Here is a 23208-nt window from a genome sequence, read left to right on the forward strand (position 1 = left end):
TTAACTCCCGAATCAGTTTGTTTATACCTCGTCGGTATAGAAGCAGTTCGTTTTGTTTGTGCGTAATAAACTTTAATTAAGTTCTTCTTTTGCTATCTTTAAGCCGGGACCCATTGTCGAAGAGAGAAATACACTCTTCATGTAGGTACCTTTGGCTGCTGCAGGTTTCAGTTTGTTAACCTGATTGATCAGTGCTTTGGCATTTTCTTCAAGCTGTTCGGTTGTAAAATTCAATTTTCCAACGGCAGCATGAATGATACCCTGTTTGTTAACTCTGAAATCAATCTTTCCTGCCTTCACTTCCTTGACGGCTTTTGCTACATCCATTGTAACTGTTCCGCTTTTTGGGTTCGGCATGAGACCTTTTGGTCCGAGTATCTTACCAAATCTTCCGAGCTGTCCCATAACATCCGGGGTAGCGATTACAACATCAACATCGGGAACTTCATTTTTCTCGATGGCTGTGAGGTATTCCTGGAAGCCGGCATACTCGGCACCTGCATCAAGTGCCTCTTGAATCTTGGGACCCTGAGCCACAACAAGCACCTTCACAGTTTTACCTGTTCCGTGCGGAAGTGATACAGTGCCTCTCACCATCTGGTCTGCGTGTCTTGGATCGACACCGAGACGAAGAGCACATTCAAGTGATTCAACAAATTTTACATTTGATGCACCTTTAAGAACATCAATGGCCTGTGCCACTGTGTATTCTTTATCTACATTGACTTTCGCCAATACTGATTTGTATCTTTTCGATATTTTCATTGTCAGCTCCCTTATCCTTCAACCGTGATGCCCATGCTGCGAGCAGTACCTGCAACCATTGATGCGGCTGCTTCGAGTGTGTTAGCATTAAGATCGGGCATTTTTAATTGAGCGATTTCCTCAACCTGTTTCCTTGTAACTTTTGCTACTTTGGTTCTGTTGGGTTCGGCTGATCCTCCCTTTAAGCCTGCAGCTTTTATTAAAAGCACTGCAGCCGGAGGGGTCTTGGTAATGAATGTAAACGACTTGTCGGAAAAGACAGTAATCACAACTGGTATGATCAATCCATCCTGGCCGGCTGTTCTGGCGTTAAATTGTTTACAAAACTCCATTATGTTCACGCCCTTTTGACCTAAGGCTGGCCCTACCGGTGGAGACGGGTTTGCCTTTCCTGCGGGAATCTGGAGTTTTATATATCCGGTTATCTTTTTTGCCATTTTATAGACCTGTTAATTATAAAGTTTTTTTTTAATGTACCAATTCTGCTTGCACAAAATCGATTTCGACCGGGGTTTTTCTTCCGAAGATTGAGACGAGAACTTTTATTTTCATCCTCTCCTCATTCACTTCTTCCACTGAACCCGAGAAGTTGTTGAACGGGCCATCAATAATCTTAACTGTATCTCCCGTTCTGAATACAGTATCCAATCTTTCGAGATCCTCTTCCTGCTTCACTCTGCCGACAATTCTTTTTACTTCATCATCGCGAAGAGGAGCGGGGTTTTTTCCGCCCAAAAATCCTATAACCGACTGTGTGTTGTTTATAAAATCCTTAACCTGAGCGTCAAGATCTACACAAATAAGAATATAGCCCGGTAAAAAGCTTCTGATTTTGCTTTTCTTTTTACCGTCCTTTACCTCGTAAACCTTTTCCTGGGGAAGCAATACTTCTGATATCTTCTCGCCAAGTTTTGTATTATCACGGACACCCAGCTCTATCAAGCCTTTTACTTTGGCTTCATGACCTGAAAGGGTCTGCAATACATACCATCTGTGTTCCATTTTGCTCCTTAATACAAAAAGCTGAAAAGGAATGATATTCCTTTATCAATAACGAAACATAAACCGGCAAAAACAAGCGACGAGGCTACAACCACCTGAGTGGAGCTCTTCAGCTCTTCCCGGGTCGGCCAGGTTACTTTTTTCATCTCTTTGATGATATCTTCGTATAGCTTAATTATTTTCTGTTTCATTGTGGACTTTCGGACTGTTTAAGCACGCTGGGAGGGAATCGAACCCCCAACCTGCGGTTTTGGAGACCGCTGCTCTGCCAATTAAGCTACCAGCGTATTGGATTATTTAGTCTCTTTGTGAACTACCGGTTTGTTACACCAGCGGCAATATTTTTTATATTCTACTCTGGCAGGATGCAATCTTTTGTTCTTCGTTGTAGAGTAATTTCTTCTCTTACATTCAGTACATTCCAGGGTGATTATGTCTCTCATATCTCTACCTTAAATAAAAAGTTGAGCTGACGACCGGGATTGAACCGGTGACCTCATCCTTACCAAGGATGTGCTCTACCAACTGAGCTACGTCAGCTTAATTAAACATAAAAAAAATGAAAGCAGCCCAAGGCTCACTTTCATTGCTTTTTCTCAGAGCGGGAGACGGGACTCGAACCCGCGACCAACAGCTTGGAAGGCTGTGACTCTACCACTGAGTTACTCCCGCAATTCTCCATCTCTTTTGTGGGCGGCGAGGGATTCGAACCCCCAAAGGCGTAAGCCAACGGATTTACAGTCCGCCCCGACTCTCCAACTTCGGCGTCCGCCCAACTATTGATTCCGTTCCAGAATTTTTCTGAAAGGGACTTCTAAAGTAAGATTTTTTTAATTTAAATGCAAGCAATCAAGTGAAATTATTTTAAAATATTTTTTCATTCGTCTACTCATAACTCAAAACTCATAACTAACAACTAAAAAAAACCTACTTCAACAACACTGACTTCACAGTCCGCGTGTAAACTGTGTTTCCTTTTTCCAAGGATTGCACATTTAACCGGAATATGTAAACACCCGACGAAACCTTTGAACCATCAAAACTTTTTTCGTGAATGCCTTTTTCCATTTCACCCGAGACCAGCTCTGTAACCTTCTGACCGGCGATGTTATAGACCGACAATGAAACGATACTTCTTTCTTTTAGTGAAAATTTTATCACGGTTTCAGGATTAAACGGATTTGGGTAATTTTGCCACAACCTGAATTCTTCAGGAGATGCAGTCTCATCTTTCTCTATCCCTGTCGGGTAATAGTGATATTTCGCACCGAAATGATGGAATATCTGATCGATTCTTGCCCTGGTAACAGTAATAGAATTGAGGTGATCCGTTCCCCTGCCGACAACTATCGCATTGTGAAAGGTTATTGTATCACCCGTTTTCAGGTCGAAAGGCCCCGAATTGGCAAAAAGTCGCTGATCAGTGGCTGTGTTGTTCAACCACCCGGTGTTGGTAACAGGATCACCTGAGTATATAAATATCTTTGAAGATGTGCTGCAGGGAACTCCGCCGTAAAACTGACCATAGGGCCAAGTACAGGGATCAACCACTGAGCCGGTTTTTTGTCTTCCCTGCTGGTAGTTTCGCAGTTCTGTGGAATAAGTTGGGTCGCCGTGAGTGGGGTGCGAACCGATATAATGCTGCGAAGATGTGAGGCCCAGATTGGATGCGCCAGGGATTAATCTGTTTTGGAAAGGTTTCCCCATCGGAACAATGGCAGTGTCGAGAGGAATATCCAAACCGGGATCATAAATGTTGTTTCCGTTCATGTCCTGAAAAGATATCCCGGGTATGAAAACGGGCTGACCAAACAATATTGTCTGAAATACAGCGGGAGGATTCACACCGAAAGAGCCATCAGGTCCTTCGTTCCAGATATAACTGCTGTTTCTTATCGAATCTGTACCGAACAGATCATCCACATAATCACCCATGTCGGTATCACTCCACGCCGAAAAAATGGCATTGGAGATATTTGGTGTTACAGTCCCTTTATTCACAATTTCATACCGGATAAATATTGCATCCCTTACCGCATAAGAAGACGAGTTTGGGAACGCATAAAGAGTCTGCCTCACTTCTATCCCGGCAGGATATTCTGCGAATCTCCTTAATTCTCTCGGAACAGCATCGTTGTAAACACAATAATATGAGATTTCACCCAGAATCTCCGGCATGTCCTCGTTTGGCTCCCAGATTCCGTTATTATTCAAGTCAATTGGATCGTATATCCCGTTATGATTACCGTCCCAATACCTTGCACCTGACTGAACAGCATACTTCCAGTACTGCCAGCTCATTCCGAAAGCCGAATCCTCGAGTGCCACACGATAAATTCCGTTTCTCGGGTCCTCCGGCTGGGACCCTACAAGTCCTGTTTGATAATCGTCTATTCTCGAGGCTGACATCACACTTGCCGTCCAGACTGCCCCGTCCTTGATTCCCGAAAGTGAAAACCCGTTTGAAAAAATAATCGGAATCGAATCATATCTGATTGAGGATTTGCCTTCAATGCTGACATCTCCAATTACACCATTTCGGTCGAACGGTACCCATAATGACCCGGTCGTAAAACTGTCCTTCACCTTTACACCATCTATTAAAAAGGCAAAAGTGAAATCGGAAGAAGCCAGAAAATGCGTCCCGCCGTTCATGAGGACACTCAGCCTCCCAAAATCACCCGGAGAAGCAATTTTCACAAAACCTCTGAATATGCCGTCATTTGTTGTGGAATCGTTATGAAGTCCGTCATCGTACAGGTTAAATTCCACCGGCACTTCGTTTAATGTGCCCCTGATTTTCCCGTTTAGACTCAGTAGATGATAACCTGCATAAACCAGAAAGAAAATTGAATCACCCAGTGCAGGAACAGCCGGAAGCATTTTTGTGGAGTAAATAACAGGAGGTGCCGCATTATCCCCCATTGTCAGTCCATTCCCCCACCAGATTTTTACTTTTCCGGTCGGTGATGACCTAAGACTTGAAAAAACAATCACCGGTGACACAGATTGAGGGTTAATGTTCAGATTCGCATCATCACCGGCATATCGAGTCAACTGAACGGGTGTCTGCCAGTTGACCCCGTTCTCGGAACTTGTAATCCTGAAAAAATCAGAATTTCTGAACCTACCGATTGTATATTTTACCTGCCGGTAGAAGATGTGCAGATTTCCCTGCGAGTCTTTATAAAATTTTGGATTTCTGATCTCTTCCACCGCTGTGAACGCCGTAGTGGTATCGCGCCATTGCCCTGAAGCAGCACTGTATTTCATCAGCATGATTTTCCTGTTGGCTACATTCTTTTCCTGACACGCAAGAATCATGTCTCCATTTCCTGCCGGAAGAAGTGTTGCGTTACAGAATCCACCCGTTGTCAGTATTTGATACTCTGAAAAAGTGTTCCCGTTGTCTGTGCTTCTTGAAAACCCGATCGAATTCTGGTTCTGTGAAATTGCCAGAATTATATCGTTGCCGCCGTTGTAAATCGCCGATGTTATTTTAAGCTGACTTTCAACTGCTATACCGGTGAACAGTTTTAGATACCTGGCTATTCCCCAGTTTTCGCCTCCGTCATTGGAGATTTTATATTTATAAATACCTCCCCCGACTCTAAAGATGGCGAGCATTCTGTTGTTCGCAGCTTTAACGAGAAACGGAACAGATAAACTGTCATCAAGTGAAAGAGTCGTTACTGTTGTATCAAAGAAAAGTGAAGGAGTGGTCCAGGTGACTCCCTGGTTATAGCTTTTTGAGAGGAAATACTGAACTCTGCCGGGGTAGAAATGCTCCGAATGAAGTGCTAAATACTGGTAGTTGGTTAAAGCAACTATCTCACTTGACTGGTGATTAAGTGTATCGCTTGCCCGATAGAAGGTTACAGGATTTGTTTGTGCCCTAAGCAAAGATACAACGAAGATGAATATAAAACACAAATACTTTAAAAGCATGGCGTTTTTCTCCTTGTTTAATTTTCGGGGGCCCTCCTGCGGACCCCCGGGACAATAAACGATAAATTCCTATTTAACTTCCACGATTTCTATCGCGAAGTTCAGGATTTCTCCTGCAAGGTCATGATTGGCATCAAGGGTAATGGTTTCATCATTCAATTCTATTACTGTCATGATAATGTTTTCACCATTTTCACCATCGAGTTCCAACCGGTCTCCGAGTTCCACTTCCATATCGGGCAACTGGGCTCTCTGCACTTCCACCACAAGACTGTCACGATACTCACCGTAACCCAGTTCGGGGGGAACTGCCACATCCTTTTTCTCACCAACTTCCATCCCAAGGACTGCAAGCTCCAATCCGGGGATGATTTCATTGTTACCAACCCTGAAAACGAGCGGTTCTTTGCCGTATGACGATTCAAACTCCTCACCATCCGCAAAAGTACCGGTGTAGTGCATCGTTACGAGTGAACCTTTTTGAATTGAAGCCATTTTTATTCTCTTTCATTTTTGAAGTTAGCGAAACCGGTCTCAAATTATCTTTGAAACCACGAGGTAATATAATAAACAACTCTTTCTTTCACAATTATTTCCCTCGTCATCTGCTTTAGCCTTGTTACCCGCTCAAAATAATCTCATAAAAATTAAAATATTACCTTATTTTGATCAAAAGTATACAAATAATGTATTTTAAAATATATTATTTGTATATTTGTGGTGTTATGAATAAAAAAATCCGATTCAATCTGGTATCAGAAGAGTTGATTATTCAACGACTTCAATTCGAAAATCCATGGTGGACCACCGGTCAGCCCGCAGAATTTTTCGCCACTTTTGAAAAAAGGCTTCACTTCCCTGATTTCCAGGAACTTGTTGAAGAAACTTCTATCAGGAGAGCGGTTATCCTTATGGGCCCCAGGCGGGTTGGGAAGACAGTTTTGATGCACCAGTCAATAAGTGAGTTGTTAAAGCATAAAATACCCTCCAGTCAAATTTTCTATATTAGTATTGAAAACCCGATATACAACTATCGAGGGCTCGAGGAATTGTTTCATCTTTCGCTTAAGGCAAGTGGCAGGAAAGAACCGAAAGGATGCTTTATCTTTTTCGATGAGATACAGTACCTGAAAGACTGGGAGATCCACCTTAAATCTCTCGTGGATAGTTATCCCTACACAAAATTCATCGTTTCAGGTTCAGCCTCGGCTGCCCTCAAGTTAAAAAGCATGGAAAGTGGAGCCGGAAGGTTTACTGACTTTAAACTTCCGCCTCTCTCCTTCAGGGAATATCTCGCTCTTCTGAAACTTGATCAACTTGTGGAAAAAGTTAACAACGGGAATCCGGTTTTTCCAATCTCTGAATTTACCTCCCTTAACATAAAGGAGCTAAATAATCAATTTATAAACTATATAAATTTTGGTGGCTATCCTGAAGTTATCTTTAACAAAACGATTCAATCAGATCCGGGAAGATATATTAAAAACGATATTATCGATAAAGTCCTGCTCCGTGACTTGCCGGGTTTATATGGCATAAGAGATGTTCAGGAACTTAACTCTTTTTTCACAACACTGGCTTATAATTCGGGAAATGAACTTTCATTAGAAAGTCTCAGCTCTACAAGTGGTGTCGACAAAAATCTCCTTAAGCGATATCTTGAGTATCTTGAGGCTGCATTTCTCATCAGAATCTTAAACAGAGTTGATGATTCAGGAAAAAAATTCAGACGGGCAACCTTTTACAAGATTTATCTGACGAATCCGTCTTTAAGAAGTGCCCTTTTCACACCGGTATCGCAGATGGATGATTCCTTTGGTAACATGGTCGAAACGGCTATCATGTCGCAGTTGTTTTATAAAGACGAAATAAAGCCTTATTATGCCAGATGGAGCCAGGGGAAAAGTCACGGCGAGGTCGACCTGGTTTTACTCGATGATATGAAGTTAAAACCAAAATATGCCGTTGAAATCAAATGGAGCAACCGTTATTTTGACAAGCCGTCAGATTTAAAAAGCCTGACATATTTTTGTAAAAAGAATAACTTACAAACTGCTCTCGTTACAACAATTGACAGGACAGGTAACAAAGAATCAGGTGATTTGAATCTAAACTTTATACCGGCCTCTCTGCTGGCATATTCCGTGAGTCTCTGATATTATTTTCGAGTTAAATCAGAGGCAACTAGTTCATTGTCCAAAAAATTTCAGACCAATGGCGTTGGGATTCATCCCATCGAAAACAATCAGGGAAAATCAATCCAAATCACTAAATAATCTCATAAAATCTCAAATTTTATCTTATTTCGACAAAATGGTACAAATAATGTATTTTAAAATATATTAATTGCGCATTTTGCCACAAAAAAAAGCTGTCACCGAATAAACAGCGACAGCTTTTTTTTAATTCTTCAGAAATTTATCAGAGATCCACTTCGATTCCCTTGATAATTACCTCGGTATCGAGTGCAATCACAAGTTCTTCGTTTGTGGGGATTCTGAAAACTTTCACTTTCGAGTCTACAGGAGAGATATCTTCATCACCTGCGGCATTTTTAGCTTCATCAATGTCCATACCCATGAACTTCAGACTTTTACAGACTGCGGAACGGACATCGGGAGAATTTTCGCCGATACCACCAGTAAATACAAGGGCATCAATTCCACCCATTGCCGCTGCATAGGCACCGACATATTTGGTGATTCTGTAACAGAAAACATCAAAAGCATATTTCGATCTCTTGTGACCTTCCTTCATCGCAGAGATAATCTCACGCATGTCGGATGATTCACCGCTGATACCAACGAGGCCGCTGTGTTTGTTCAGAAGGGTGTTGGCTTCGGAAAGCTGTAATCCTTCCTTACCCATGATATGCAGAATAATTGATGTATCGATATCACCACACCTTGTACCCATCAGAAGTCCTTCAAGGGGAGTAAATCCCATAGAGGTATCAACCGAGGTGCCATGATCAACTGCCGCCATGCTGCAGCCGTTTCCGAGGTGAGCGGTAACCACCTTCAATTCATTCAAAGGTTTGCCGAGCTTTTTTGCAGCCCTTCCGGCTACAAATCTGTGCGAAGTACCGTGAAAACCATAACGACGAATCTGATGACTCTTGTAAAGCTCATACGGGATTCCGTACAGATACGCTTTTGGCTCCATCTTGGAATGGAAAGCTGTATCAAAAACACCAACCTGTGGTATATTCGGAAGTACTCTCGTAACAGCCTGAATACCTTTAATGTTTGGTGGATTGTGAAGTGGTGCCAGACCTACATTATCCTGTAAAACCTTTATTACTTCCTGCGTTATAAGAACAGAACCTGTAAAGGTCTCACCACCGTGGACAACTCTGTGCCCGACGGCGTCTATTTCACTTTTATCTTCTATCACTCCGTGATTTTTGGAGAGAAGAACAGCAAGAACATACTCTATACCGATTGCATGATCGAGAATCTCACCAACTATGTTAATCTTGTCACCATCATACCTGATGTGAGTAAGCACAGCTCCCGACATTCCGATTCTGTCAACCAGACCTTTTGCGAGTGCAACCCTTTGAACAGTATCATAGAATTGATACTTGATCGACGAACTGCCGCAATTTAATACTAATACTTTCATTTTCGCCTACGAGATTATTTTACCATTTGAGTCATAAACATAAAAGCCCTGACCCGTTTTTCTTCCGAGCTTCTGCTCACGCACAAGTTTCCTGAGAATCGGGCATGCTCTGTACCTTGGTTCACCGAGAGTTTTCCAAAGTGTATCCATCCATGCAAGCACTTCATCCAACCCCATCATGTCTGCCATTTCGAGCGGACCGTGCTGAAAGTTGAACCCGATTTTCATGGCTGTGTCTATATCCTTGGCTGAAGCTATTCCCTCGAGAAGGATATGCATCGCTTCATTCAAAAGGGGAACTATGGCTCTCGTGGTTACATATCCCGGATATTCATAAACTTCGATGGAAGTCTTGCCCAGCCGGTTGGCGAATTCCTTGATAATCTTCAAAGTTGACGCAGATGTGTGCAGACATTTTATGACCTCTACAAGGGGTCTCTTTGGCACGGGATTCAGGAAGTGCATCCCGATTACCTTGTCAGGTCGCCCTGTACATTCTGCGAGCTTTGTCAAACTTAAAGTGGAAGTGTTGGAAACAAAAATTGTTTCCTTCTTTGCAATCTTGTCGATGTCCATGAAGATTTTTTTCTTCAGATCGAATTCCTCATCGACTGCTTCAACTATGAGGTCGCATCCTGCAACGAGTTTAATGTCAGTCACCCAGCTTATTCTGCTGGTGATCGCTTTTTTCTCTGATGCAGTCATCGCCCATCTTTTTATTTCATTATCGATGCTGTCAGACAAACTTGCTTTTGCATAATCAATCCTGTCAGTAGTCTTTTCCACGATAATGACTTCAATGCCGTTTGCTGCTATAGCCTGAGCAATACCCTGACCCATAACACCGGCACCTATAATTCCAACACGGTTTATAGAATCAAAAGATTCCGATAAAACCGATCTTTTTAGTATTTCATCAATGTTTATATTGTCTTCCTGCATCTGTCCATTCCTTAGTAAAACAATTTGCACTTATTTACAAGCAATTATGATGCCAATCGTTTTTTGGCTCATATTCACCGTTTTTTCAGCCTCTTAATAGTCTTTTTTCTCAAAAATAATAATTGTAGAACCGAAAACGGTAAAAATAAACAAAACAGTGCTAATAATCAGTTTTAACAGATGGCCTTCTGGAAGCGCCTGATCCGCCATGAAGAACGAACTTGAGAACTCTGTGCTTTTTGGTAATATCCAATAGAGTACATTTATCGTCTCTCTCAGCCAGACATTTGTGGAAGTCTGTACCATCTCATGGAATACATACAGTATGGATGAAACCACAACGCTGTAAGCTATCGCAGTCAACAATCCGGCTATCGGTGATCTAAAACTGAACGAAACAAAAAGGACAAAATGAAACATTATAATGAAACCAAGCAGGTTAAGGAAACCCCATACGAGTACTTCACCATAAAAGATTCCAAAAATAGCAGAGTGGGTAAGCCAGACTCCCATAATGAGTGCGAAAAGTACGGCGGCCTGAAACAGGATCCCACTAATGAAAGCGCCGGTCAATATCTGCCAACGCCTCACCGGTAACGATAGAAAGAGATCGAAAACACCCCTTTTCAAAATTGAATTTACCGATATGGCAACAGTAAACAAGCCGATAAAGACCATCAATTGTACTGTACTGTTCAAGAGGTTAATCAGTGTGAAATCGTAACTTTGCTCCATTTTTGCTTTCGCTGTCCCGGGATCGATGTTACTGAAAACAGTATATGACACCAGCGCAGAAATGGCTATCATCACCAATACACCTGCAACTGTTACCCAGAATGATTTACTTCTCCTGATATGATCAAAAAAGAATGAAACCGATTGTGTTATGCCTCTCATTTGTTCCCCCTGTCGTCAGCGGTAATTGTGTTAATAAACAGTTCTTCAAGATTGGAGCGCTTTAAGGAAATCTCTTCGATAAAAATATCGAGTATCCTGACTTTGTCAATTATTTTGTTTAGTCTCTCCAGGTCGGAACCATTATATCTGTAGATGTTATCGCTTTTCTTCTCAAGATAAATAATGCTGTTCTCCTCTTCCTGTGTGAGTGGTCGCGAAATCCTTAGTTCATAATTGGTGTTCTCATGTGTAAGTTCGTCAAGAGTACCTGATCGCAGGAGTTTCCCTTTGTGCAGAATGGCAACTGAATCAGTCACCATCTCAACCTCTGATAGAATGTGGCTGTTCAGGAAAATGGTTTTGCCCTGACTTTTAAGGTCAAGCAGAAGCGAGCGAATCTCTTTTCTTCCTACCGGATCAATACCGTCAGTAGGCTCATCAAGAATTATTAAATCAGGATCGTGAAGCAGGGCACGGGCAAGTCCGAGCCGCTGGTTTTGTCCTTTGGAGAAAGTTTTTGCCTTTCTGTCAGCGATCTTTGAAAGTCCCAGCCGTTCGAACAGTTCATCCGTTCTCTTCTTCACCAAAGAAGACTCCATTTCATAAAACCTGGCGAAAGCTTCCATCGACTGTCTCGCGGAGAAAACTTCGGGGAACTGTACATTCTCAGGAAGATATCCGATTCTTTGTTTCAAAAGATGATTATACTCTTTTGAACCAAAGAGTGAGTAACTGCCTGATGTAAGTTTGGTTACTCCCAGCAGGATTTTGATAAATGTTGTCTTCCCTGCACCGTTTTGCCCCAGAAGTCCAAAAACCTGCCCCGGCATCACAGAGATGGAAAAATCTTCAAGTGCCTTCACCTTGAATTTTCCTGAATAGATCTTGGTTAGATTATTGCTGCTGACAATTTCTGACATTCTTTAACCTTTTGTAAATGAATTGTGCAAATTGCAAAATATGCTGGAATTCGGGCGGGATTATTGTTTAAGTGGTAATTATCTCTTTTGGCGGGAACTTAACAACGACAAAATTCAGGTATTAATAATAGAACCATCAGCTAATAGCTAATAGTTCATAGATCATAGCTCATACCTAAACCCTGTACTCCTCTTTCCTGTCTCTGGTCATAAGGTCGTGAATTGCCTGACCAGGGTCTTTGTCTTCGAAGAGAATTTTGTAAACTTCTGTGGTTATCGGCACTTCGACACCATACTTAATGGCGAGCTGCATGGCGGAATTTGAGGTTTCCACCCCCTCGGCTACAGCAGTCATGTGCGAAAGCACTTCGCTCAATTTCATACCACTTCCAATTTTTTCACCCACATACCTGTTTCGGCTGTGACGGCTCATACAGGTAACGATCAAGTCGCCCATGCCGGAGAGTCCGGAGAAAGTGTGTGGCTGTGCACCCATTGCAAGGCCCAGACGGGTAATTTCAGCGGTTCCTCTCGTCATTATTGCAGCTTTGGTGTTGTCACCCATTCCCATGCCGTCAAGAATTCCCGCTCCTATTGCGATTACATTCTTAAATGCTCCTCCAAGTTCGACACCAACAACATCAGTGGATGAATAAACACGGAAATATCTGTTGATAAACGCATTCTGAATGATTTTTGAAGTTTCGTGATCCTTGCAGGCTGCAACCACAGTCGTGGGAATTTTTTTGCTGACTTCTTCGGCATGGCTCGGTCCGGAAAGCACACCTGTCTGATGATCCTTAAGCCCCGGAAAAACATCCTTGTAGATCTGACTGACCGTGAGAAGATGTCCCTTTTCAATACCTTTTGAAACTGAAACGAATATGGTATTCCGAACATTATCGAAAGGAATTTTTTGCAGGGAATTTCTGGTAAACTGGGTTGGAATCGCGGTAACAATTATTTCCTTGTCCTTGCTTGCCTCAACAAGGTCTTTCGAGACTTTTAATGCAGGTGGAAACGGTATCCCGGGAAGGTATATGATATTCTCCCTCTTCTCTTCAAGAAGATTGGCGTAAGTATCGTTATACTCCCAAAGAGTAACATCATGACCGTTGTCACTCAGTAAAATAGCCAGGGTGGTGCCCCAGGCACCTGCTCCCAACACAGATATCTTCATAAAAAGTTACTTCTTTTTACCGAAGGATATCTTGTTTTCGCTCCCGGTTAACAACCTTTTGATGTTCGAACGGTGAGTGTATATTAATAATATTGAAACTCCGGCCACAAATGGAAGAAGTGTCCCATATCCCTGCACTTCAGCATGAAAAATATTCTGACGAACGAACAGTGTGGTTGGTACAGCTATCGCTGCCATGATGGAACCGAGCGAAACATATTTGAATATACCAACAAAAATAATGAAGATACCAAGAGCCACAAGCATATCAACAGTGGTTATGGAGAGCATCATGCCGAGTGCGGTAGCAATTCCCTTTCCGCCTTTAAATGATGCGAATACACTCCAGATATGACCGATTATGGCGAATATTCCCGCCATAATTCTGATTATTGTGATATCCTCAAAAGGTGTCCGGTTATTTAGTACAACAGGATTCAGGTAGTAAAGCTGGGTGATAAAAACCACTGCAACCACTCCTTTTAAGGTATCGAGTGCGATCACTGTGAGTCCGTACTTCGGACCAAGCGTTCTGAAGACATTCGTGCCACCCGTGTTTCCACTGCCGTGTGACTTAATATCCACTCCTTTCCGCTTCGAAACAATTATTCCAAAGGGGATGGCTCCTACTAAATATGAGAGAACTAAAATTGCAGCTAAAGCTAACATCTCAATTTCCTGTAAACTAATGGTTACTTGTGTTTTGACTCGTCAAAAAAACCGTGTGACGGACAGTATTGCAGCTATTCAAAAATTAAATTATTACACTTCGTTAAGATAAATAAAATCCCTTACGAAACAATGAATCTAAAATCACAATAAATTTGTGTTTATTAGATTTTCCTGAGTTTTTATTTATTTCACCACCAAATAAAATCAAATAATTCGTAATTTAAAGTAATAAATATTCGATTATAAAATCCATGCCAAAAATTCTGAAACTATTATCGATTTTAATCATTCTGCTTCTATGTCATTCTGTTTTGGCACAAAAAATAGAGACATATTCCTTTAGTTCCCTGAATACCGTCGACGGACTCTCACAGGGACGCGTCACCAGAATTATTCAGGACAAATCAAATTTCCTTTGGTTCGGTACTGCTGACGGGCTTAACAGGTACGATGGATACTCTTTCCTTGTTTTCAGACACAATGCCAACAATCCCAATTCGATATCAAACAATATCATCAACGACATAAAAGAATCGCACGATGGAAAACTGCTCATCGCAACCAACGACGGACTGAATATTTTCGACCCTGTGACTCAGTCTTTCTCCCGGATTCCACTCTATAATGTCAATTCCCCCGATAAAGGATTCAGATCCGTAACCAGCATTCTCGTACCACGGAATCAAAAAGATTTTTTCTATTACGCCACAAAAGCCGGTATGATCAAATATTACCCGGAAACCAAGACAAACAAACTGGTTTTTGAACTTAAGGCAGACCTCTCGGTCAACGAAAGAAGTATCAGAACCCTCTTTGAATCGGTAAAGGGAGATATCTGGATTGGCACAGGGGGTGAAGGACTTTTCATCCACGAACCGGTAAAGGACATAACGAGAAACATCTTTGTTTCATACAGCTCAGAAGACAACAGAAAAGTTTTGCCCGTCACCTCGATTGCCGATGATGGAGAAGGACAGATTTTTATCGCCGACTTCTATTTCATTTACGCTTTTGATGAGAACGGCATAAAATTGAAGAATGTCAAAAGCGACGAAGCAAGTACCATCCCGACAACAATAATAAAAGCATCAAAAGGGGAAGTGTATATAGCCTATCTCGGCAAGGGACTAATGAAATATTCGTTTAAAAATGACACGGGTATTTATTTAAGAGATGCAACCTCAACTGATACCCTCGATCAAAAATTCGATTTTATCTCTTTGTTTATCGACAGATCCAGCACTCTTTGGTGTGGATCGAACGGCTGGGGTATACAATCCATCAGCCCGCACAATAACCTCTTCAAAAGATTTACCAATTTCAGCCCAAGTCTGAAAAGCATCCGCTCCATGATTCAACTCAGGGACGGATCAGTAATCCTTTCCGGTTACCGGGGATTCAGTCGTGTGCGTTCCGACTATTCCATAGAGAACCTGAACAGCGGAATCATCGATAAAATTGTCGGTCTGACATTATCTGTCTATTCAATTGCCGAAGACAGGCAGGAACCAAACAATTTATTGTGGGTGGGAAGTGAAGGTGGTGGACTCTTCATTTACTCTCTCGAAACGAAAAAAATCAAATCTTTCAATGATCTCAACACAAAAGGTGATTTTTTACGGGGTGGATTTGTAAGCTCCCTCTTTTGGGGAAGTGACAGCCTGCTTTATATTGCCACTGAAAGAGGGCTCCATTCACTCGATACAAAAACAAATTTTCTTAAATATTTCCCTCCCGCAATCGGAACCGATTCTGTTGTTTCTTTCGGAGTCATTTACGATATCGATGAGCATTCAGGGTCAATGTATTTAAGTACCGAAAGAAACGGTATCGTGAAGTTCAATCCCCGTACGGGGGATTTTTCTTCCTTTTTATCTTCGGGAACCACCACAAGTTCTCTCCCGTCAAACGATATTAGAGCACTCCTCTTCAAGAATGATGATACCTGTTACATCGCAACCAATTCAGGATTTTGCATTTACGACACCAAAAGGAACAAACTTAAAACCTATACAATGTCTGACGGATTACCCAATGATCTCGTTTATTCGGTACTCGAAGACAATTCAGGAAAATTGTGGCTCTCCACCAATCTCGGAGTTTCAAGATTCGATCCCCACACCGGGAAGTTCTTTAACTATACAGAAAGTGAAGGACTCTCAGGAAATGAATTTAATTCCAAAGCATACCTGAAACTGAGAGACGGGAACATGATTTTTGGAGGTGTAAAGGGGTTCTCCATCTTTAATCCTGAAACAGTTGCCGGCGATTCACTCAACCCGAACCTCGCTATCACGAGTATGAGCCTCTTCTCAAGAGAGATCCCGGTTGGCAAATATAACGACAGGATAATCCTTGATTCAGCCATTCATCTAAAAAAGGTAATTACTCTCGATTATGATGAAAACAGTCTTTCTCTCGAGTTTACTGCACTCAACTATAATGTAAGTTCCAGCACAAGATACTCATTTATACTGGAAGGATTTGAGAAAGAATGGTCTGCCCCGGCATCATCGAGAAAGGCGATCTATACAAATCTCGATCACGGGTCATACAAATTCAGGGTGGTTACGATAAACCGTGACGGCTCCAGATCTAAAAATGTCGCGGAACTGTATATCATTATTAACCCTCCTTTTTGGAAAACCTGGTGGTTCAGAGTCTCAGCTACAATCCTGCTGTTTTCTTTGATCTATATCAGCTACAAGAGAAAAACAGCATCCATTCGTAAACGAAATGAAGAACTGGAACGAATCGTGGAAAACCGTACCAGGCAACTCGAGTTGAAAAAGGACGAACTTGAACGCAACAACCTCGAACTTCAGGAAACAAACGCTTCAAAAAACAGATTCTTCTCGATGTTCGCACACGATGTCAGAAGTCCGTTCACCGCCATTCTTGGCTATCTCCAGATTCTGAATGAAGATATTGATGATCTAAACAGAGACGAAAGGAACTTCTACCTCTCAAGTCTGTATGCTGTTTCGAAAAGCCTCTTCGCTACTATCGAAAATGTATTGAACTGGTTCAGGATTGAAATGGGCAGAGTTAATTACGACCCGGTACCGACCGGATTATTCCCCTCTGTTCAGGAAACCCAGGCAATACTTGAAGCAAACTTAAAGGCTAAAAAAATTGAGGTCATCGTGGAAATTGAGGAAGAGACAGAGGTCTTCGCAGATCGTGTAATGCTGCAGACCATCCTGCAAAATCTTCTCTCAAATGCTATTAAATTTTCCGAAGAAGAAGGAATGATCTCCATTTCCACTTCCGTTTCCGAAAATCTTGCATCCATAACGATCAGCGACTCCGGCAAAGGCATGACCCCTGATGAATTGGACAAAGTATTCAAGAAGGAAGTGGTATTCTCGAAGGACGGCACTAAAAGCGAAAAAGGAACGGGACTTGGGCTGCTGATCTGTAAGGAATTTGTTGAAAGGGGTGGAGGTACAATCTCTGTTACAAGCAGACCCGGCGAGGGGACCAGCTTTACTTTTACAGTCCCTCTGGTTCAAGGCGATTAGTTGCGATTAACCGATCGACCAGTTCACAATCTTCTTTTGTAGTAACCTTAAAGTTGTATGCAGAGCCTTCGGATATTACTACCGGAAATCCGGCACGCCTCATAAGCGAGGATTCATCGGTGCCATAGAAGTTTTCTGAATATGCTTCATCGAAGGCATGCATCAGCTCACCATATTTGAAAATCTGCGGCGTCTGCACCATCAGGATTTTACTCCTGTCGATGTAATCAAGTTGATCGTTATCAATGAATGCGATTGTATCTTTTGCGCGAATGCAAACAAGAGCACTCCCCTTTTCAGAGGCGGTGAGTATCGCTTTGTTGAGCACTTCTACCGGTAAAAGAGCCCTTGCCGCATCGTGTACTGCGGCAAGGTCATCAAAAGACATTTTCGCCGCCTTTAGTGCGGCTCTTACAGAGTCCTGCCTCTCCTTCCCGCCTTGAACAACCGTTGAGATTTTTGAAATTCCATATTTCTTTTTTATCTCTTCAAGCTGTTCAAATCCGGATCCGGAAGTTGCAACCACAATTTCATCAACAAGTGCAGACCTCTGAAACACTTCAAGAGTGTAAGCTATAAGCTCCTTGCCGTTAAATCGAAGAAATTGCTTCGGGATTTCACTCCCGATTCTGGAACCGGACCCTGCTGCAGGAATTATGGCAACCGTTCTCATAAGATCATCATTGCATCGCCATAACTGAGAAACTTGTAATTTTCTTTTACTGCAACTTTATATGCCTTCATCACGAACTCAGTCTCAGCGAACGCTGACACCATCATTATAAGAGTTGACTGCGGCATATGGAAATTTGTGATCATCTGTTTAACTATGCGGAAACCGTATGAAGGGTAGATAAACTTGTCAGTCCACCCCTTCTGTGCCCGTATGAACCCTTCAGCCGTGACACTTGACTCAAGTGCACGAACCGTACTGGTTCCGACCGCCGTGAGTTTACCACCTGCTTCAAGGGCTTTATTTATCTGTTCGGCAACGGCAGTTGTTATCTCGTAGTATTCCGAATCCATCCTGTGTTTTGTCAGGTCTTCCACTTCCACCTGTCTAAAAGTACCCAAACCAATATGCAAAATAATCGGTACTACAATCACACCTTTTTTCTTTAACTCATCGATGAGTTCAGGGGTAAAATGGAGTCCGGCGGTCGGTGCAGCAACTGAACCATCCACTCTTGCATATACAGTCTGATAATACTCTTTATCCTGTGGTTCTGCATTTCTTTTAATGTACGGAGGAAGTGGAGTCAAACCAATATTTTCCACCGCTCTGTAAATGTTCCCAACCTGATTGAATTTAACTGTTCTTCCACGGGAAGTGGTGTTATCAATAACTTCGCACCAGAGATCGTCAGAAAAATAGATTTTGTTTCCGATTCTGACTTTTCTTGCGGGATCAACGATAACATCCCAAATGGCTTCCTTCGAGTTCAGCTCTCTTAAAAGAAAAACTTCAATTTTAGCCTGGGTTTTTTCTTTGTTCCCCAGGAGTCTCGCCTGGAAAACCTTCGACTCGTTCACCACAAGAATGTCACCCTTGTTCAGCAATGAGGTCACATCTTTGAATTGTTTATGCTCAATGCTCTTTGTCTCCCGGTTCAAAACCATCAGTCTTGCTTCATCCCTTTTCTGATAGGGATATTTAGCTACCTGTCCTTTGGGGAGATTGTAATTGAAATCAGATAATTTCATCTAATGTTCACCTCGTGTCCTTTGTAATCAAAATATTCCCTGCCTGCGGCATTTCACAACCGCAGGCGGAAATATTTGCAATGTAATCGTTATTTAATCGATTTCGATTTATTTAGCGTTTTTTTTAGCTTTTTTCTTTGCTTCTTTAGCAAGTTTTTCGCGAAGTGCTGCCTGTGCGGCTGCAAGTCTTGCGATCGGCACTCTGAAAGGTGAGCAACTTACATAGTCAAGCCCTGTTCTGTAACAGAATTCAACAGATGCAGGCTCTCCACCGTGTTCGCCGCAGATACCAACTTTGAGTTTTGGTTTTACACTTCTTCCTCTTTGAACTCCGATCTCAACAAGCTGACCAACACCTTCCTGGTCAATGGTTTCAAAAGGATCTGATGGCAGAACTTCTTTTGCAACATAGTTTGGAAGGAATTTGCCTGCATCATCTCTCGAGAGACCAAAGGTTGTCTGTGTAAGATCGTTTGTACCAAAGCTGAAGAATTCGGCAACGGTAGCAATCTTGTCAGCAACGAGAGCAGCTCTTGGGAGCTCGATCATTGTTCCAACCATGTAGTCAACTCTAAGACCTTTTTCAGCGAATACTTCTTCAGCAACTCTTCTTACAATTGCTTCCTGAAGTTTTAATTCGTTTACATGACCTACGAGCGGAATCATGATTTCAGGGTGAACTTCATAACCTTCTTTTTTCACATCAACTGCAGCTTCGAGTATGGCACGGGCCTGCATCTCTGTGATTTCAGGATATTCGATACCAAGGCGGCAGCCTCTGAATCCGAGCATCGGATTTTCTTCATGAAGGCTTGCGATCTTGTCTTTTACACTCTTAACGGATACACCGATCTCTGTAGCGAGTTCTTTGATCTCGGATTCTTTCTTTGGAAGGAACTCGTGAAGTGGTGGATCAAGTGTTCTTACTGTTACAGGGAAGCCCTTCATTGCTTTGAAGATTCCTGCAAAATCCTCTCTCTGAAGCGGGAGAAGTTCTGCCAAAGCTGCTTTTCTTTCAGCTTCAGTATCAGCAAGGATCATTTTTCTCATCGATTTGATCTTGTTTTCACCGAAGAACATATGCTCTGTACGGCAAAGTCCGATACCTTCTGCACCAAACTGAATGGCATTAGATGCCTGATCAGGCTGATCTGCATTGGTTCTGATGTTCATTTTTCTGAATTCATCCGACCATGTCATCAAAGTATTGTAAATCTGATACATCGGTGAATCTTCAGGTTTTCTTGTCTTGTTGAGAAGAACTTCGATAACCTCTGAAGGTCTGGTCTGAATCTTGCCAACAATTACTTCACCGGTGGTACCATCGATTGAAATGTAGTCACCCTCTTTAACGAGAAATTCAGGTCTTCCTTCAACTTTCATTGTACCGGCATGGTAGTCAATGAGAAGTTTTCCGCAGCCTGCAACGCAAACTTTACCCATCTGACGGGCAACGAGTGCAGCGTGTGAGGTCATACCACCACGGGCAGTAAGGATACCTTCTGCGGCATTCATACCTTTAATGTCTTCAGGTGAAGTTTCAATTCTGACGAGAATTACAGGTTCGCCTGTTTTAGCCATTTCCTCGGCATCATGTGCAGAGAAAGCAACTTTACCTGTTGCAGCACCGGGACCGGCATTCAAACCTTTTGCAAGAAGTTTGCCTTCAGCAATTGCTTTTCTCTTCTCATCGAGATCGAAGATAGGTCTTAAAAGCTGATTCAACTGATTTGGTTCAACTCTCATAAGAGCGGTTTTCTTGTCGATAAGGCCTTCGTTGTACATTTCAACAGCGTTTCTTACTGCTGCAAGACCGGTTCTTTTACCGACACGGCACTGGAGCATCCAGAGTTTGCCCTGTTGAATTGTAAACTCGACATCAAGCATGTCTTTGTACTCTTTTTCGAGTTTGTGACGGATTTTGTCGAGCTGTTCGTACATGGTTGGAGCTTCTTCACGGAGTTTGCTGATTGGGTGCGGGGTTCTGATACCTGCAACCACATCTTCACCTTGTGCGTTGAAGAGATATTCGCCATAGAAGACATTTTCGCCCGTAGCAGGGTCGCGGGTAAAAGCAACACCGGTACCTGAATCGTCACCCATGTTACCGAACACCATAGCCTGAACATTCACAGCAGTACCCCATTCTTCAGGAATGTTGTTAAGTTTTCTGTAAACAATGGCTCTTTCGTTCATCCATGAATTGAAAACGGCACCAACTGATCCCCAAAGCTGTTCTTCTGGATCGTCAGGGAAATCATTTCCGGTTTTTTCCTTGATTGCTGCTTTGAATTCTGCAACGAGTTCTTTCAGATCATCGGCTGTAAGGTCTGTATCGAACTCAACGCCTTTAGCTTTTTTCTTTGCTTCTATAATTACTTCGAATGGATCGTGATCTTTTTTATCTCTTGGTTTCAGGTCAAGGACCACATCACCATACATCTGAACGAATCTTCTGTATGAATCGTAAACGAATCTTGGGTTGTTTGTAATTTTTACAAGCGCATCTGCAGCTTTGTCATTGAGACCAAGATTCAAAACCGTATCCATCATGCCGGGCATTGAAGCTCTGGCACCCGAACGGACTGAAAGAAGAAGAGGATCTTTGGCATCGCCAAATTTCTTTCCCATAGCTTCTTCCATCTTCTTGATGGCTTCTTTTACCTGTTTTGCCAACTGTTTTGGATATTCTCTTCCATTGGCATAGTAGTAGGTACATACTTCAGTGGTTATGGTGAAACCTGCAGGAACAGGCAATCCCATATTGATCATCTCGGCGAGGTTGGCACCTTTTCCGCCGAGGAGGTTTTTCATCTTTGCATCACCGTCGGCTTTTTTTCCGCCGAAGAAATAGACATATTTTATGTCCTTCTTTGCCATTTTATTCTTCCTCCTGTTTTAGGATTTTTTTGGATTTGTCGCTTTAAGCTTGTTCAGTATGAACTGTTCAAATTTTTTCTCTTCATCGAGTCTCAAGCGAATCTTTAGATAATAGATATCGATGTCGTCCAGCTCCCGTGAAAATTTCACGAGTTTTACGGCATCTTTCTGTGTTGTAATTACCGAGTAGGCATTAGTGGAATAAAAGAGTTTTCTCATCTTTTCCACTTCCTTACCGGTATACGATTTGTGATCGATAAATATCAGCCTGTTTCCTGTGTCTATTTTCAACTGTTCAAGAGCAGAGAAAAAAGAGAAGGGGTTGGCGATACCACTCACACACAAACTTTTTTGACCTGTAAAATCTTTGTAATCATAGTGTTTCCCAGTTTTCACATCAACGAAATAGAGCGGCTCATAATAAGCATGGAATACCGGTTTATGTGAAAAATGTTTTATCAACTTTGCAGGGATATCTTTTTTCTCCGTGAACTTCCGGTTTATAATCACAGCATCAGACCTGTCGGCTCCGTTGAAGAATTCCCTCAGATTACCCGTCGGAAAAAGTGACCGCCTTAAAGGATTTTCATCCACCAGAAACCTTTGGGCGATTATCAGCAGGTTCACATCACGATAAATCCACCTGTGCTGATAGGCATCATCAAGGATTATCGTTCTCACCCCGGTTTCTTTAATCAGATTTGCCGCCGCTTCCACTCTTTTCTCTCCCACTGCTGCGGGAACACCACATTCAACTGCCGTCTGATAAATTTCGTCACCGCTCTCTTCGGGAGTTCTTATTGCTCCAGTGTTGTCAGCAACAAGCAGATAACCGCTGGTCTCCCTGCCGTATCCGCGACTCACTACCCCCGGGTCGAGACCGTACTTCTTGAACAAGTCTGCAAGATACATTACAAGTGGTGTCTTCCCCGATCCGCCTACTGTCAAATTCCCGACTGATACCACGGGTCTGCTTACTTTGTCACTTTTAAAAATCTTCAGATCGAAGAGTTTGTTGCGCAGCCACATCGCAATAGCATAAAGCGGCACAAAAGGCAACAAAAAAACTCTTAAAATGTCTAAAGATTTCATCTATTCTCTATTTACTCAAAAACTCTGATTAACGGGACTGGCTACCCAAATTCTT

The 23208-nt window shown here is 42.4% G+C and carries 19 protein-coding genes and 4 tRNA genes; 2 read left to right on the plus strand and 21 right to left on the minus strand.

Annotated features, from left to right (window positions below; translation table 11 throughout):
* Positions 1–72: 72 nt before the first annotated feature.
* From J0L60_15100 to J0L60_15150, 11 genes are all read right to left on the minus strand, one after another.
* Positions 73–765, minus strand: a complete 693-nt coding sequence (locus J0L60_15100) for a 50S ribosomal protein L1 (GenBank protein ID MBN8547459.1) — start codon at positions 763–765, stop codon at positions 73–75.
* Positions 766–776: 11 nt separating this feature from the next.
* A complete protein-coding gene (gene rplK, locus J0L60_15105; protein MBN8547460.1) occupies positions 777–1202 on the minus strand; it encodes a 50S ribosomal protein L11 in 426 nt (141 codons plus the stop codon).
* A 31-nt stretch (positions 1203–1233) separates the two neighbouring features.
* Positions 1234–1767 carry a transcription termination/antitermination factor NusG gene (nusG, locus tag J0L60_15110; GenBank protein MBN8547461.1) on the minus strand — a complete coding sequence of 178 codons (534 nt, stop codon included), beginning with the start codon at positions 1765–1767 and terminating at the stop codon, positions 1234–1236.
* A gap of 8 nt (positions 1768–1775) precedes the next feature.
* Positions 1776–1958: a preprotein translocase subunit SecE gene (gene secE / locus J0L60_15115; GenBank protein MBN8547462.1), complete on the minus strand. Its 183-nt coding sequence runs from the start codon at positions 1956–1958 to the stop codon at positions 1776–1778.
* A 23-nt stretch (positions 1959–1981) separates the two neighbouring features.
* Positions 1982–2054: transfer RNA gene (locus J0L60_15120), tRNA-Trp, on the minus strand.
* Positions 2055–2060: 6 nt separating this feature from the next.
* On the minus strand, positions 2061–2210 hold the full coding sequence (gene rpmG / locus J0L60_15125; protein ID MBN8547463.1) for a 50S ribosomal protein L33: 150 nt from the start codon (positions 2208–2210) through the stop codon (positions 2061–2063).
* A gap of 24 nt (positions 2211–2234) precedes the next feature.
* Positions 2235–2307, minus strand: a tRNA-Thr gene (locus J0L60_15130).
* 60 nt (positions 2308–2367) lie between these two features.
* Positions 2368–2439, minus strand: a tRNA-Gly gene (locus tag J0L60_15135).
* Between the two features lie 18 nt (positions 2440–2457).
* A tRNA-Tyr gene (locus tag J0L60_15140) sits at positions 2458–2541 on the minus strand.
* Positions 2542–2694: 153 nt separating this feature from the next.
* On the minus strand, positions 2695–5715 hold the full coding sequence (locus J0L60_15145) for a T9SS type A sorting domain-containing protein (protein MBN8547464.1): 3021 nt from the start codon (positions 5713–5715) through the stop codon (positions 2695–2697).
* 69 nt (positions 5716–5784) lie between these two features.
* Positions 5785–6210, minus strand: coding sequence for a peptidylprolyl isomerase (locus J0L60_15150; protein MBN8547465.1), 426 nt, complete (start codon positions 6208–6210; stop codon positions 5785–5787).
* Between the two features lie 230 nt (positions 6211–6440).
* Here J0L60_15150 and J0L60_15155 point away from each other — a divergent pair, with 230 nt between their 5' ends.
* Positions 6441–7871, plus strand: a complete 1431-nt coding sequence (locus tag J0L60_15155; GenBank protein MBN8547466.1) for an ATP-binding protein — start codon at positions 6441–6443, stop codon at positions 7869–7871.
* A gap of 265 nt (positions 7872–8136) precedes the next feature.
* Here the strand turns inward: J0L60_15155 and J0L60_15160 are convergent, their stop codons facing one another.
* The 6 genes from J0L60_15160 to plsY form a co-directional block, all read right to left on the minus strand.
* Complete coding sequence (locus tag J0L60_15160; protein ID MBN8547467.1) at positions 8137–9342, minus strand: acetate kinase; 1206 nt, start codon at positions 9340–9342, stop codon at positions 8137–8139.
* A gap of 6 nt (positions 9343–9348) precedes the next feature.
* Positions 9349–10284 carry an NAD(P)-binding domain-containing protein gene (locus J0L60_15165; protein ID MBN8547468.1) on the minus strand — a complete coding sequence of 312 codons (936 nt, stop codon included), beginning with the start codon at positions 10282–10284 and terminating at the stop codon, positions 9349–9351.
* Positions 10285–10377: 93 nt separating this feature from the next.
* Positions 10378–11181: a hypothetical protein gene (locus J0L60_15170; GenBank protein ID MBN8547469.1), complete on the minus strand. Its 804-nt coding sequence runs from the start codon at positions 11179–11181 to the stop codon at positions 10378–10380.
* Complete coding sequence (locus J0L60_15175; protein ID MBN8547470.1) at positions 11178–12101, minus strand: ABC transporter ATP-binding protein; 924 nt, start codon at positions 12099–12101, stop codon at positions 11178–11180. The genes J0L60_15170 and J0L60_15175 overlap by 4 nt, the downstream gene beginning before the upstream one ends.
* 175 nt (positions 12102–12276) lie before the next feature.
* Positions 12277–13281 carry an NAD(P)H-dependent glycerol-3-phosphate dehydrogenase gene (locus tag J0L60_15180; GenBank protein MBN8547471.1) on the minus strand — a complete coding sequence of 335 codons (1005 nt, stop codon included), beginning with the start codon at positions 13279–13281 and terminating at the stop codon, positions 12277–12279.
* Positions 13282–13287: 6 nt separating this feature from the next.
* Positions 13288–13950 (minus strand): glycerol-3-phosphate 1-O-acyltransferase PlsY, encoded by a 663-nt coding sequence (plsY, locus tag J0L60_15185; protein MBN8547472.1) that lies wholly within the window; start codon positions 13948–13950, stop codon positions 13288–13290.
* 314 nt (positions 13951–14264) lie between these two features.
* On the opposite strand from plsY, the gene J0L60_15190 reads away from it, so the two are divergent.
* Positions 14265–17477, plus strand: a complete 3213-nt coding sequence (locus tag J0L60_15190) for a hypothetical protein (GenBank protein ID MBN8547473.1) — start codon at positions 14265–14267, stop codon at positions 17475–17477.
* Here J0L60_15190 and ispD read toward each other — a convergent pair.
* The 4 genes from ispD to lpxK all read right to left on the minus strand — a co-directional run bounded on the left by ispD (position 17449) and on the right by lpxK (position 23153).
* The gene (gene ispD / locus J0L60_15195; protein MBN8547474.1) at positions 17449–18150 is read right to left on the minus strand and encodes a 2-C-methyl-D-erythritol 4-phosphate cytidylyltransferase; all 702 of its coding nucleotides are present in this window, start codon (positions 18148–18150) and stop codon (positions 17449–17451) included. The genes J0L60_15190 and ispD overlap by 29 nt on opposite strands.
* Positions 18147–19181 carry a tRNA preQ1(34) S-adenosylmethionine ribosyltransferase-isomerase QueA gene (queA, locus tag J0L60_15200; GenBank protein MBN8547475.1) on the minus strand — a complete coding sequence of 345 codons (1035 nt, stop codon included), beginning with the start codon at positions 19179–19181 and terminating at the stop codon, positions 18147–18149. The genes ispD and queA overlap by 4 nt, the downstream gene beginning before the upstream one ends.
* Before the next feature lie 108 nt (positions 19182–19289).
* Positions 19290–22061 (minus strand): pyruvate, phosphate dikinase, encoded by a 2772-nt coding sequence (locus tag J0L60_15205; GenBank protein MBN8547476.1) that lies wholly within the window; start codon positions 22059–22061, stop codon positions 19290–19292.
* 18 nt (positions 22062–22079) lie between these two features.
* Positions 22080–23153 (minus strand): tetraacyldisaccharide 4'-kinase, encoded by a 1074-nt coding sequence (lpxK, locus tag J0L60_15210; GenBank protein ID MBN8547477.1) that lies wholly within the window; start codon positions 23151–23153, stop codon positions 22080–22082.
* Positions 23154–23208 lie beyond the last annotated feature (55 nt).

The organism is Ignavibacteria bacterium (assembly GCA_017302895.1).
Classification (GTDB): domain Bacteria; phylum Bacteroidota; class Ignavibacteria; order Ignavibacteriales; family Ignavibacteriaceae; genus UTCHB3.